Below are 12947 nucleotides of genomic sequence, written 5' to 3' on the forward strand. Positions count from 1 at the left end.
GGATTAATCCACTGTTTTGATGTCTACAAGCTCAACAAAACAATCTTTCTTAAGTAGTTTTCTATTTGTAGCATCTTCTTCAACCAATGTAATAATATCAGCAAAATCATCTTTTAAAACAGTAAATGAATAATGTTCTTTGATTGTTTCAAGTTTAAAAGAATCATTTAGTTCAGAATCAATCTTAATATCAATATTACGATACCCTTTTGCAAATTCATTTTTAATAGCTTTAACTATTTTTTCATTCTTTAAAAGTTCTTCTAACTTAATAGATAGATTTAAATCCTTTTGAGTAACTACTTTATATGTAACTTCAATATTTCCATTCACAGTTTTTTCCTTCTTTTTGATTGTGATAACCTCAATTTTATTTATGGAAGTATACAAGAATAAAAGAGTGATGATTAAAAATATAACAGATAAAAAGGTTTTAAAAATTTTAAAAGATGATAAATTAAATTAAATTTACTTATTACTTTCATTCAAAAAATATAATATTTTAATATCTATTCCCAAGCTAAAGCTTGGAAATGAGTTAGAAATTCTATTTTTTATAATCATATTCAATAAGTCTATTAGCATAAGAATAAATATTATCCTCTTTTCCATTTTTTAAACGTTTCATAATTCTCTGAATAGGCCAAAAAACAATATTATTTTTTGTCCTAATCTTAATATTTATTTCACCTTTGGGATCGTCATCATTACCTATCCACTCACCTTCAATTTTTCTACGAATGACTTCCCCTACATAAGAACCCAATCCAAATAATCTACTTCCCAAATCCTTAGATAAAAAACCATCCTTTGTAGGAATCCCTTTTTTTGTGTTCTCATCAAAAAACCTATCGATTTCATTCAAACTTTCTATTGAAAAATCAGCTTTATATCCTGAGTCATTTAATGCCTTAGCCATCCATTTTGAATACGATATAGCATCTTTTGCAAGTTGACTATCATCAGCAACTAAGTTTAACACTAAAAGTAATACAAGAAATATTATTTTTTTCACTATACTTTCCTTTTCTAATAATATATTATATTTTATAATATTAATGTCACAATTTCTGTCACAAAATAGAAATATAAAAGAAATATTGAAATTTATTATAAAAATATAAAAAGTGATGTTATGAACATTAGATTTTGAAGTTTGTCAAGGCAAAGATTAATTTTTTCTCAGAGCATACACATAGTACATGAAAATAAAAAATCAATCTTCAACCCAAAACAAATTTAAAAAATAATAATTAAAACATCATCTTTTAAACATGATAATTTGGAGCTTCGTTTGTAATTGTTACATCATGCACGTGAGACTCTTTAAGTCCTGCACTTGTAATCTCAACAAACTCTGCAGTTTCTTGGAATATTGTAATAGTTCCAGAACCAAGGTATCCCATAGATGATCTTAATCCACCTGTCATTTGATGAATAATATCAGCGATAGAACCTCTATAGGCAACTCTACCTTCAATACCTTCTGGTACTAGCTTGTCAGCTGCTGTTCCTTCTTGGAAGTATCTATCAGTACTTCCTTTTGTCATAGCTCCAATAGAACCCATTCCTCTGTATGATTTAAATTTTCTTCCTTGGAATAAAATTAATTCACCTGGAGATTCATCAGTACCTGCTAGTGCAGAACCCATCATAACAGAACTTGCACCAACTGCTAATGCTTTTGCAACATCACCAGAGTATTTGATACCACCATCAGCGATAACTGGAATACCATGTTTAGCACCCTCTTCTGCACACTCATCAATAGCAGAAATTTGTGGAACACCAACACCTGCTACAATTCTTGTTGTACAAATTGAACCAGGTCCAATTCCAACTTTTACACAATCAGCTCCAGCTTCTATAAGTGCTTTTGTTCCTTCAGAAGTTGCAACATTTCCAGCAATAATATCTACATCAAGTTTTGACTTGATATCAGCAACTGAATCTAAAATACCCTTAGAGTGTCCATGAGCTGAATCTAATACTAAAACGTCAACACCAGCTTCTACTAATGCTTCTGCTCTATCTAATTGTCCTACACCAATTGCAGCACCAACGATTAGTCTTCCTAACTCATCTTTTGAAGCATTTGGGTATTCTCTTTTTTTATTAATATCTTTGATTGTAATAAGACCAATAAGTTTGTTATTATCATCAACAATTGGTAGCTTTTCAATTTTATTTGCATGCATAACATCAGCAGCTTCATCTAATGTTGTACCTTCTTTTGCAGTGATTAATGGCATCATTGTCATCTTTTCACTAACTTTTTTAGAGAAGTCTTTAGTAAATCTCATATCTCTGTTTGTAACAATTCCTAATAAAACTTTATTATCATCTACTACTGGAACTCCAGAGATTTTGTATGAAGCCATAATATCTTCAGCATCTTGAAGAGTTTGATCCATTTTAATTGTAATTGGATCGATAATCATACCTGATTCAGATTTTTTTACTTTTTTTACCTGTAAAGCTTGTGTATCAATATCCATATTTTTATGAATAATTCCAATTCCACCAAGTCTTGCCATTGCAATTGCAGCTTCATATTCTGTTACAGTATCCATCGCAGCAGAAACAAATGGAATATTTAGTGTAATATTTTTTGTTAATTTTGTTTGTAAAGACACTTCTTTTGGCAAAATCTCTGATTTTGCAGGTACTAATAAAACATCTTCAAATGTTAGGGCTCTTTTTCTAATTCTCATATAATATTCCTTTCAATTATTTACTGTAGTTAACAGCTTTTTCTAATGCTAACGCACCATCAAACATCGTTTGCTCATCATAAGCACGACCTATAAGTTGTAATCCTATTGGCATACCATCTTCATCCTTATCAATAGGAAGTGAAATAGCTGGCAAACCAGCTAAGTTTACTGAAATTGTGTAAATATCACTTAGGTACATTTCGAGTGAAGTTTTAAAGCTTCCAAACTCAGGAGCTGTGGTTGGAGCAACTGGAGAAAGAATTAAATCCGCATCTTTAAAAATTGCTTCATATTCATCTTTAATTAGATGTCTTACTTTTTGAGCTTTAATATAATATGCATCATAGTACCCAGAACTTAATACAAAAGAACCTAGCATGATTCTTTTTTGTACTTCATCACCAAATCCTTGTGATTTAGTTTGGATATACATATCTTTTAATCCACTCTCACCTTTTCTATTTCCATATCTTACACCATCAAATCTTGAAAGATTTGCAGATGCTTCTGCTGTTGCAACGATATAATAAGATGAAAGAATTTTATCAGTGTCAAGCATATTTTTGTGAACAATTTCATGTCCAGCATCTTCATATGCTTTTACTGCTTTTTCAAATGCAGCTTTGATTGCAGGACTTGCTTGCTCTACAAAATTATCAATAACTGCTATTTTTAATTTTTTTTCTGAGTTTAGTTTTGGAGCTACTGCTTCATAATTTACATTTGCAGAAGTAGAATCCATTGAATCATGGCCAGAAATAATATCATATAAAATTGCTGCATCTTCAACATTTTGTGTAATTGGTCCACATTGGTCTAAAGATGACGAATAAGCAGTAATACCATATCTAGAAACTCTCCCATAAGTTGGTTTCATACCAACTACACCACAATATGCAGCAGGTTGTCTAACTGAACCACCAGTATCCGTTCCTAAAGCAGCAACTGCAATACCAGCAGCAACTGCAGCAGCACTACCACCAGAACTTCCACCTGCAGTTTTATTTGGATTATGAGGATTTAATGTCTTTCCATAACAAGAAGTATCTGTTGAACTTCCCATTGCAAACTCATCCATGTTTGCCCGACCAAAGGGACTTAATCCATTTTCTCTTAAATTTTTAATAACTGTAGCATCATAAGGACTTACATAGCCTTTTAAAATATTACTACAGCAAGTAATATTCCATTCTTTAACATTTATAATATCTTTGATTGCGATTGGAATACCTTCTCCAGACGTTGTAACATCACTATTTGTTAGCTGTTCAACATATGCACCAGTATCATTTTCTTTGATTTTTAAAGCTAGATTTTCTCTTAGTTTTTTGATATCGTCACTATTTAGTTTTAGTGCTTCTTTTAGAGTTATCAAATGGCTCTCCTAGAATTTACTTTATATAGTATATCGCGCCATTATATATAAAAAATGATTAAAATCTGGTAAATAATTTTTGATTATAAAAATAATAATATTTTCAAATAAAATTGAGTAAAAAAAAGGGTTAGAAGAAGATCTTCTAACCCTTTATAAAAAATTAAACTAATTAATTATACGAATGAAATGAATGCCATTGGTGTAGCATCCCCTCTTCTAATTCTAGTTTTTACAATTGAAGTATATCCACCATTTCTATCTTCATATTTTGGTGCAATTTCATTGATAAGTTTTTTAGTAGCTTCTTTATCTTGTAAAGCAGCAAATACTAATCTATGTGTATTTAAATCTGCGTTTCTTGCAGTTGTTACTAATCTTTCAATATATCTTCTTAACTCTTTTGCTTTTGGAACAGTTGTTTCAATCTTCTCTCTAGTAATAATTGCAATTGCCATGTTTTTTAACAATGCTTTTCTGTGAGATGAAGTTCTATTTAACCTTCTATATCCGTGCTTATGTCTCATATCAAACCCTTAAATTATGCTTTAAGTTGCTCTAGCTTTCTTCTTAAAGCTGATGCAACATTTTCTGGAAGTGTATTTTCAATTGGGAAACCTAAAGATTCTAATTTCTCTTGGATTTCATCAAAAGATTTTTTTCCTAAATTTTTAATATTTTTTACTTCTACTTCACTCATAAGTACTAATTCACCAAGGAATTTAAGTCCAGCTCTATCTAAAGAGTTAAAACTTCTAGCACTTAAGTTTAAGTCATCGATTTTTACAATTAAATCTTTTAGTTCAACTGGCTCTTCACCTGAATCACTAACTGTTACCTCTGATAAATCAAATACTTTGTTAAACACTGACATTTGAGAGTACATAACAGATACTGCTTCTTTAAATGCAGTAATTGGAGTAATTTGTCCATTTGTTTGTACGTTAAATACAGCTTTTTCAAAGTTAGGGTTATCTTCAACTAACATTTTTTCAATATCATATACCACTTTTTTTACTGGAGTAAAGAAAGCATCTAATGGAATATAGTCTGTGTCAACCATTTCTCTAATATCTTCAGAAGGCATGTAACCAATTCCTCTTTGGATAATAACTGAGAATGTTAAGTTACAGTCTGAATTAATAGTTGCTAAATGTACATCCGGAGAAACTACTTCAACATCAGAGTTGATTAAGTCTTCACCTTTAATCTCTTTTGGTCCATCAAAAGAGTATTCTACAACTACTTGGTCTTCATCACCATTAATTTTAAACTTAATATTTTTAAGATTAATAATAAAAATAGCTATATCTTCAAGCATTCCTCTTAATGAGTCGAACTCATGCGAAGCACCTTCTATTTTCACTGCAATTGGTGCGTAACCAACTGAAGAACTTAATAGAAGTCTTCTTAAAGGGTGTGCTAAAGTTATTGCGAAACCACTTTCGAATGGATATGCTGATATTTTAGCTTCATTATCACTGATAGCTTCAATCTCAACTTCTGTTGGTAAAAACGGTGTATCTGCAAATTTTTTCATAGCCTACCTTACTTATTATTTAGAATATAACTCTACGATTAATCTTTCTTCAACAGGAATAACAACTTCTTCTCTAGTTGGGATTCTTGTAAAAATTCCGAATACTTTATCTTTATCTACGTCAACCCATTCAACCATACCAGTTTGGTTAGTTAATTCTAAAGCTCTTACAACTTGAGGGTTAGTTTTAGATTTTTCTTTAATTTCAATTTTTTGACCTGGTCTAACAACGTAAGAAGGAATATCTACTTTCTTACCATCTACTAAAACATGTCCATGTGTTGTAAATTGTCTTGCATTTGCTCTAGTTGAAGCAAATCCCATTCTATAAACAACGTTATCTAATCTTTGCTCAATTGATGTAATTAAGTTAGATCCTGTATTACCATCAGCAGCTGCAGCTTTTTTGAAGTATTTTCTGAATTGTTTTTCAGAAACACCATACATAAACTTAGCTTTTTGCTTTTCTCTTAATTGTAATCCATACTCAGAAATTTTAGTTCTTCTTTGTCCGTGTTGTCCTGGAGCAAATGGTCTTTTTTCTAAAGCAGATTTTCCGTTAAGTCTTCTTTCACCTTTTAATCCAAGGTCTGCATCAAGTCTTCTCTCGATTTTTTCTACTGGTCCTCTATATCTTGCCATAACTGCTCCTTACACTCTTCTTCTTTTAGGAGGTCTACAACCATTATGTGGTAATGGAGTTACATCTTTAAACCACTTAACAGAAATACCTTCTATAGCTCCAACAGATTTAACTGCTGTATCTCTACCTGAACCTGGACCTTGGATTTTGATTCCAACGTTTTTAATACCATGTTCCATTGCTTTTTGCACAGCATCTTCAACAGCAGCTTGTGCAGCAAAAGGAGTAGATTTTTTACTTCCTTTGAAACCTAAGTTACCAGCACTTGACCATGCAATTGCATTACCAGCGCTATCAGTTACAGTTACCATTGTGTTATTAAATGTTGCCGCAATATGAACGATACCGTCAGCAATATTCTTTTTTACAACTTTTTTTCTAGTTACTTTTCTTTTTGCCATCTAAATATCCTTACTTAGCCGCTGCGCCAACAGTTTTCTTTTTACCTTTTCTAGTTCGAGCATTAGTTTTAGTCTTTTGCCCTCTACAAGGTAAACCTTTTCTGTGTCTTAAACCTCTGTAAGAACCTAGGTCCATTAAAGATTTAATATCCATAGCTACTTTTTTTCTTAAGTCACCCTCAACCATGTAGTTTTTTTGGATTTCTTGTCTAATAGCCGCTGCTTCTTCTTCTGTTAACTCGTGTGCTCTTTTGTTTCTATCAATTCCAACAGCATCTAAGATTAATCTAGAGTTATGTAAACCAATTCCAAAAATATACGTTAACGCATATTCCATTCTTTTTTTATTTGGTAAATCAACACCTGCAATTCTTGCCATGATTATCCTTGTCTTTGTTTGTGTTTTTTAGTTTCGCAAATCACTCTCACGACACCTCTTCTTTTGACAATTTTACATTTGTCACACATCTTCTTTACTGAAGCTCTTACTTTCATAAGTCTGTCCTCTTTTTGTGTTTATTACCACAATCCAACAGGCAAGAGGCGTATATAAAACGTGAACTGCTTCACGTTTTTAGCCTAGCGGAGATTTTTTATATAGCTTTAGCTATAAAAATCTCTGAAAACAAGTTCAAATAACATTTAAACTTTGTTTCTTTATCTTTCTGCCTCTTACCAACTTTTTATAAAACACAAAACATTTTATAAAAACTTCTTTGATGGTTGGAAAAATGGAAACGGATTATAATTAATTTTTGCTTAAATATTGTTTAATAAAGAAATTGTTTACTTATAGAAATTAAAATGAATAAATAAGATTACTTTTTTAAAATTTAGCTATAATAATAACAATTCAAATTATAGATTATTACAAAGGTATTACATTTATGGAACTTGAAAATTTAAAAGCGGTTTATATTGACGACGAACCAGTTAATTTAATGCTTGTTCAAGCTTATGGAATGGAATTTAATTTAAATATCAAAACATTTGAAAACCCAGTTGAAGGGTTAGATTATATTTTAAAAAATGATATTGATATATTATATACTGATTATATGATGCCAGAAATTGATGGTATCGAATTAATCAAAAGATTTAGAGAAGTACATGAAGAAATTCCTGTTGTTGTTATTACAGCAGTGGGAGATGATCAAGAATTAAAATTAAATGCACTAGAAGTCGGTGCAACGGACTTTTTAACAAAACCTATAGAAATTACAGAATTCAAAGCAAGAAGTCTTAACCTATTAGCATTAAGAAGAGCTCAACTTAAACTAAAAGATAGAGCATTATTATTAGAAGATGAAGTAAAAAAAGCAACTGCCGAAATTCAAAAAAGAGAACATGAATCACTTATGGTCTTAGGACGTGCAGCAGAATATAAAGATGCTGAAACGGCGAACCATACTGTTAGAGTTGCACACTATTCAAAACTTTTAGCTAAACACTATGGATTAGATGAGAGTAAACAAGATATAATATTTTATGCATCACCATTTCATGATATAGGAAAAGTTGGTATTCCAGATGGTATTCTTTTAAAAGAAGGCCGGTTAACTGAAGATGAATTTACAATTATGAAAAAACATGTGAATATTGGAAATGAGATACTAAGAGATACGCAAAGTGCCTATTTAATAGAAGGTGGAATTATTGCTTTAAATCATCATGAAAAATATGATGGTTCAGGATATCCAAATGGTACAAAAGGAGAAGATATTCCAATTGGAGCTAGAATTGTAGCAATCTCTGATGTTTTTGATGCCTTAACTTCTAAACGTCCATATAAAAACTCTTGGAGTATACAAGATGCTTTACTGTTGTTAATGAATGAAAAAGGAAAACATTTTGATCCAAAACTTGTTGACTTATTTATTGAGAATATTGATGAAGTAAAGACAATATATGATGAATTTCAATAATAAATATATCAATATAAAAATAGAAGAAAGTGAAATTCCATGGTTTATGATTTTCACAAATGAAAAATTTAAAGAATTATCTGAATGTCCAAATGAAATAAAAAATGAAATTTTTAAAACTCTAGATATTATTGAAAAAGAGATGATTAAATATTACAATCCTGAGAAAATAAATATTGCTTCTTTTGGAAATTATGTTCCTCATGTACATTTTCATATAATGGCTAGATTTAAAGAAGATTCATACTTTCCAGAACCTATGTGGGGTAAAAAACAAAGAGAAGGTAAATTAGACTTACCCTCTTTTGATAACTTTTGTAAAACTCTTATTAAAAAATTTGAAAAGTAAGTCCTAAGACTGCTCTTCATAAATTGTTTTAATTTCTTTTATATACTTTTCTAGTTTTTTATATTTCTTTATATAATCAATTTCAAAATTTTCTTTTGCACTAAGCTCAATATCTTTTGTAACTTCAAATACATTGTTTATTTTTAAGTTACCTGCCGCTCCTTTTATCTTATGTGCAGCACCTTTTATCTTATCTAAATCATTCTCATCAATACATACTTTTAAAGTATCTAAATCTTTATCTATTGAAGAGATGAAAGTTTTTAAAATAGTTTTAAAAATTGGTAATCCTAAACCTAATGATTTAGCTGTATCTTCTATAGAATATACAAACTCATCATCTTCTGAAACCTCTTCTTCAACTACTTCTTCTTTCTTTTCTTCAGATTCATTTTTAATTTTTATATATTTATTTAAAACTGCATCTAACATATACTCTTCAAAAGGCTTTGGTATATAATCATCCATACCTTCTGACATAAATTTCTCTTTATCCCCAGCAACTGCATTTGCAGTAAGGGCAACTATGGGAGTATGATTTATATTATTTTCTTCTTCATAATCAATTATTGCATGAGTAGCTTCAACTCCATTCATAACAGGCATATTTATATCCATAAAAATAATATCATAAATAGCACCTGATTTAATTTCATCTAATGCTATTTGTCCATTTTCTGCAATTTTTGATTTAATACCTTTTTGAGCAAGCATAGCTTCCATAAGATGCTGATTTACAGGATTATCTTCTGCAATTAAACAAATGACATTTGAATGTTCTATAGCTTCAAAATCTACTTCTAAATCCTCTTCTAATCCAGGGTTTAAAATATCAACAATTGCATCATATAATTTTGATTGATTTATAGGTGATTTTATTACTCTATGTTCTTTACTTGAATCAATTATTTTTTCTTCATAATCACATATATAAATCAATGGTATATCAATTTTTTCTAAATCAAGTTTTATTAAATCTTCATATCTACCTATAGCTAAAGAGTACTCATTTAATTGCTCTGGATGGTCAGTAACTTCTGGTTCACTATAATTTGTTAAATATTTTTTTACTATTCCTAGTTGAGAAGTACAATCATACTCATAACAGAAAATTGCAATTTTTGAACTTGTATCAATTTGAGGATATAAGTTTTTAGTTTTTTCATACTCTAAATCAAGTTCGAAATAAAATTCACTTCCATAATCTTCTTTACTATCTAATTCAATTTTAGAACCCATAAGTGAAATAATATTTGAGCTAATACTTAATCCTAATCCTGTTCCTCCAAACTGTCTAGTTACACTTGAATCTGCTTGTGAAAATGGATCAAAAATAGTTTTTTGTTTTTCATCTGGTATTCCAATACCTGAATCTTTTATACTAAATACTACCATTACTTTTGAATCAGATTTATGCACTAATTCAATTCTAATTGCAATATCTCCATTTTTTGGTGTAAATTTAATTGCATTTCCAATTAAATTTGACAATACTTGTTTTATTTTAAGAGGATCACCAATAATTGCACTTGGAAGTTTTGGATCTATATAAAAAAGAATATCAATATCTTTTTCACTTGCTTTTGCAACAAAAAGTTCAATAGCTGGTTCAAACTCTTTAAAAGGATTAAACCTTCTTCTTTCAAGTTCAAATTTTCCACTCTCAATTTTTGAAATATCCAAGATATCATTGATAATACCTAAAAGTGATTTTGCACTACTATTAATAATATCTACATAACCTTTCTCTTTTTTAGGAATATCACCTGTTTCTAGTAATTTAGCAAACCCTAAAATTCCATTTAGTGGTGTTCTTATTTCATGAGACATAGTTGCTAAAAATATTGATTTTGAAGCCTCAGCTTCTCTTGCTTGTTGTAAAGAATGTATATGTTCAGTAATATCAACACTAAAAGATAAATACTCTAAAATATCATCATTTGAATCTAATATTGGAACAATAATAGAAGAAATATGATACTCTTGATTGTCTTTTTTCTGATTCTTTATTTCTCCATTCCAGATATTTTTATTAGAAATTCTTTCCCATAATTTATCAAAAAACTCTATATTCATTCCATTATGTTTTAGAATATTATACTCTTTGCCTAATAATTCATCTTCTTTATAACCTGATATTTCAATAAACTTATCATTTATATATGTTATTAATCCATTTTTATCAAACTTAGAAATAATTGCTGAGGCATCTACTGCTTTTTGGTACTCTTCTAATGATTTATTAGAGTCTTTTAATGTATCAATCAGAGAATTTGTTTTTTTATCTTTATTTCCTAAATATTTTATAAGTTTATTAACTTGAATTACAAAATTATCAATATCACTATTACTAAATTTTTTATCAAAAGATTCATACTGATCATTTTCTATTTTGTCAAGAAAACTTGTAAGCTCAATCATTGGCATTTTAACAAATCTATTTGTAACAAAAACAGCTATGATAACTAAGGTTATTAAAAGTAACATCATATAAAAAACCATAAAGTTTTTCATATCATTATCCATTTGGGAACCTAGAAATACATCTATTCCAATATATAAACTTACGATAAATACAAAACCTGTTAATATTACAGGTATTAAAATCTTTTCTAAGGTATCTAAACTTTTCATCTATTATCCATCTTCATTTAATTGTTTTATAATATCTTCTAAAACTTCTTCCGCATCTTCAAGTAAAGGTTGGCAACCCCCAGCAGCTTTATGTCCACCACCACCATGTTTAAGCATTAATTCTCCAACATTTGTATTTGATGTTTTATTTATTATTGACTTACCAACACTGTAAACTATATTTTGTTTATCTTTTCCCCATAAGATATGTATAGATACATTAACTTTAGGATAAATAGCATAAACTAGAAATCTATTGCCAGGATATAAAATCCCTTCTTCTCTTTGGTCAATTATTACAATGTTATCTTTTAAAGTTGATGTCCGTTTAGTTTGTTGTCTAAACTCTTTTTCATATTCAAAATATAAATCTACTCTCTCTTTTACATCTTTTAATTCTAAAATTTCTTCAATTGTATGTGTTGCACAATAATCAATTAGATCCATCATTAACTGATAGTTAGAAATACTAAAATCTTTAAATCTTCCAAGTCCAGTTCTTGAATCCATCAAGAAACTCAATAAATCCCAACCTTTAGGATTTAAAATGTCTTCTCTTGAAAAAGCAGCACTATCCGCTTTATTTGATGCAGCCATTATATCTTTAAAATGAACAGGGAACTTTTCATCTCCACCATAATATTGATATACAACTTCTGCTGCACTTGGTGCATCTGGGTATATAATATGATTTGGTCTACTTACATTTCTAAGCGTTTCTGAAAAATGGTGATCAAAACATAAATGAACACCTTCTACATAAGGAAGATTTGTAGTTATATCACGGGAAGTAACAGGAATTTTACCATCTTGCATATCTTTTGGATGAACAAAAATTATTTCATCTACAACTCCAATATATTTCAATAAAGTCGCACATACTAAACCATCCATATCACTTCTTGTGATGAGTCTATATTTTCTTAAGGACATGATTTCTCCATAAACTTAAATATCTATAGATTTTATCATAAATAATCTAAAAAGAATAATTATAAAAATAATATTTCGGTTATGTAGTAAAGGGAATAGAGACTCCAAGGGAGTCTCTAAAAGTTATTTATTAATATTATTTGCTATTATGTCACCCATTTCAGCAGTAGTAACAACTTCCTTAGCATCATAAGCTGCTAAATCTTTTGTTCTATATCCATCTTTAAGAGCTTTCTTAATTGCTGTATCAATCTTATCAGCAGCTTCAGATTCTCCAAGTGAATATCTTAACATCATACCAGCAGATTCTATTGTTGCAATAGGATTAGCTATTCCTTGTCCAGCAATATCAGGAGCTGAACCATGAATTGGTTCATAGATTGCTGTTTTATCTCCTGTTGAAGCTGATGGTAATAATCCTATTGAACCT

The 12947-nt window shown here is 29.6% G+C and carries 15 protein-coding genes; 2 read left to right on the forward strand and 13 right to left on the reverse strand.

Translation table 11 applies throughout. From position 1 onward, the window contains the following. Positions 1 to 3 precede the first annotated feature (3 nt). The 10 genes from BT997_RS14560 to rpmJ form a co-directional block, all read right to left on the reverse strand. Positions 4 to 333, reverse strand: a complete 330-nt coding sequence (locus BT997_RS14560; RefSeq protein WP_072682669.1) for a hypothetical protein — start codon at positions 331 to 333, stop codon at positions 4 to 6. Positions 334 to 547: 214 nt separating this feature from the next. Beyond that, positions 548 to 1015, reverse strand: a complete 468-nt coding sequence (locus BT997_RS14565; RefSeq protein WP_072682670.1) for a hypothetical protein — start codon at positions 1013 to 1015, stop codon at positions 548 to 550. Positions 1016 to 1268: 253 nt separating this feature from the next. Then, the gene (gene guaB, locus BT997_RS14570) at positions 1269 to 2714 is read right to left on the reverse strand and encodes an IMP dehydrogenase (protein ID WP_072682671.1); all 1446 of its coding nucleotides are present in this window, start codon (positions 2712 to 2714) and stop codon (positions 1269 to 1271) included. A gap of 16 nt (positions 2715 to 2730) precedes the next feature. Continuing rightward, positions 2731 to 4092, reverse strand: coding sequence for an Asp-tRNA(Asn)/Glu-tRNA(Gln) amidotransferase subunit GatA (gatA, locus tag BT997_RS14575; RefSeq protein WP_072682672.1), 1362 nt, complete (start codon positions 4090 to 4092; stop codon positions 2731 to 2733). A gap of 176 nt (positions 4093 to 4268) precedes the next feature. Beyond that, positions 4269 to 4619 (reverse strand): 50S ribosomal protein L17, encoded by a 351-nt coding sequence (rplQ, locus tag BT997_RS14580; protein ID WP_072682673.1) that lies wholly within the window; start codon positions 4617 to 4619, stop codon positions 4269 to 4271. A gap of 14 nt (positions 4620 to 4633) precedes the next feature. Then, positions 4634 to 5632, reverse strand: coding sequence for a DNA-directed RNA polymerase subunit alpha (locus BT997_RS14585; protein WP_072682674.1), 999 nt, complete (start codon positions 5630 to 5632; stop codon positions 4634 to 4636). Positions 5633 to 5647: 15 nt separating this feature from the next. Then, complete coding sequence (gene rpsD, locus BT997_RS14590; RefSeq protein WP_072682675.1) at positions 5648 to 6274, reverse strand: 30S ribosomal protein S4; 627 nt, start codon at positions 6272 to 6274, stop codon at positions 5648 to 5650. 9 nt (positions 6275 to 6283) lie between these two features. Further along, positions 6284 to 6676 carry a 30S ribosomal protein S11 gene (gene rpsK / locus BT997_RS14595; protein ID WP_072682676.1) on the reverse strand — a complete coding sequence of 131 codons (393 nt, stop codon included), beginning with the start codon at positions 6674 to 6676 and terminating at the stop codon, positions 6284 to 6286. Positions 6677 to 6686: 10 nt separating this feature from the next. Continuing rightward, the gene (gene rpsM, locus BT997_RS14600) at positions 6687 to 7055 is read right to left on the reverse strand and encodes a 30S ribosomal protein S13 (RefSeq protein WP_072682677.1); all 369 of its coding nucleotides are present in this window, start codon (positions 7053 to 7055) and stop codon (positions 6687 to 6689) included. A gap of 2 nt (positions 7056 to 7057) precedes the next feature. Next, a complete protein-coding gene (gene rpmJ, locus BT997_RS14605) occupies positions 7058 to 7171 on the reverse strand; it encodes a 50S ribosomal protein L36 (protein WP_072682678.1) in 114 nt (37 codons plus the stop codon). A 392-nt stretch (positions 7172 to 7563) separates the two neighbouring features. Between rpmJ and BT997_RS14610 the strand changes: the two genes are divergently transcribed. Both BT997_RS14610 and BT997_RS14615 read left to right on the forward strand, forming a co-directional pair. Next, on the forward strand, positions 7564 to 8601 hold the full coding sequence (locus BT997_RS14610; RefSeq protein ID WP_072682679.1) for an HD-GYP domain-containing protein: 1038 nt from the start codon (positions 7564 to 7566) through the stop codon (positions 8599 to 8601). Further along, entirely contained in the window at positions 8588 to 8950 is a 363-nt protein-coding gene (locus BT997_RS14615; RefSeq protein ID WP_072682682.1) for an HIT family protein, read from the forward strand. The genes BT997_RS14610 and BT997_RS14615 overlap by 14 nt, the downstream gene beginning before the upstream one ends. Positions 8951 to 8953: 3 nt before the next feature. Here the strand turns inward: BT997_RS14615 and BT997_RS14620 are convergent, their stop codons facing one another. The 3 genes from BT997_RS14620 to BT997_RS14630 all read right to left on the reverse strand — a co-directional run. Beyond that, positions 8954 to 11584 (reverse strand): ATP-binding protein, encoded by a 2631-nt coding sequence (locus BT997_RS14620; RefSeq protein ID WP_072682680.1) that lies wholly within the window; start codon positions 11582 to 11584, stop codon positions 8954 to 8956. A 3-nt stretch (positions 11585 to 11587) separates the two neighbouring features. After that, positions 11588 to 12517 (reverse strand): exopolyphosphatase, encoded by a 930-nt coding sequence (locus BT997_RS14625; RefSeq protein ID WP_072682681.1) that lies wholly within the window; start codon positions 12515 to 12517, stop codon positions 11588 to 11590. Between the two features lie 123 nt (positions 12518 to 12640). Next, positions 12641 to 12947 (reverse strand): isocitrate/isopropylmalate family dehydrogenase (locus tag BT997_RS14630; protein WP_258239500.1); only part of this gene is annotated, 307 nt, incomplete at its 5' end.

Origin of the sequence: Arcobacter sp. LA11, assembly GCF_001895145.1 — a bacterium.
Lineage (GTDB): Bacteria > Campylobacterota > Campylobacteria > Campylobacterales > Arcobacteraceae > Halarcobacter.

Excerpts from the sequence above, each read along its gene's own strand:
- rpmJ (WP_072682678.1), bottom strand. The coding sequence starts at position 7,171 with ATGAAAGTAAGAGCTTCAGTAAAGAAGATGTGTGACAAATGTAAAATT.
- BT997_RS14625 (WP_072682681.1), bottom strand. The coding sequence starts at position 12,517 with ATGTCCTTAAGAAAATATAGACTCATCACAAGAAGTGATATGGATGGT.
- BT997_RS14615 (WP_072682682.1), top strand. The coding sequence starts at position 8,588 with ATGAATTTCAATAATAAATATATCAATATAAAAATAGAAGAAAGTGAA.
- rpsK (WP_072682676.1), bottom strand. The coding sequence starts at position 6,676 with ATGGCAAAAAGAAAAGTAACTAGAAAAAAAGTTGTAAAAAAGAATATT.
- rpsD (WP_072682675.1), bottom strand. The coding sequence starts at position 6,274 with ATGGCAAGATATAGAGGACCAGTAGAAAAAATCGAGAGAAGACTTGAT.
- BT997_RS14585 (WP_072682674.1), bottom strand. The coding sequence starts at position 5,632 with ATGAAAAAATTTGCAGATACACCGTTTTTACCAACAGAAGTTGAGATT.
- rpsM (WP_072682677.1), bottom strand. The coding sequence starts at position 7,055 with ATGGCAAGAATTGCAGGTGTTGATTTACCAAATAAAAAAAGAATGGAA.
- BT997_RS14610 (WP_072682679.1), top strand. The coding sequence starts at position 7,564 with ATGGAACTTGAAAATTTAAAAGCGGTTTATATTGACGACGAACCAGTT.
- BT997_RS14620 (WP_072682680.1), bottom strand. The coding sequence starts at position 11,584 with ATGAAAAGTTTAGATACCTTAGAAAAGATTTTAATACCTGTAATATTA.
- rplQ (WP_072682673.1), bottom strand. The coding sequence starts at position 4,619 with ATGAGACATAAGCACGGATATAGAAGGTTAAATAGAACTTCATCTCAC.
- guaB (WP_072682671.1), bottom strand. The coding sequence starts at position 2,714 with ATGAGAATTAGAAAAAGAGCCCTAACATTTGAAGATGTTTTATTAGTA.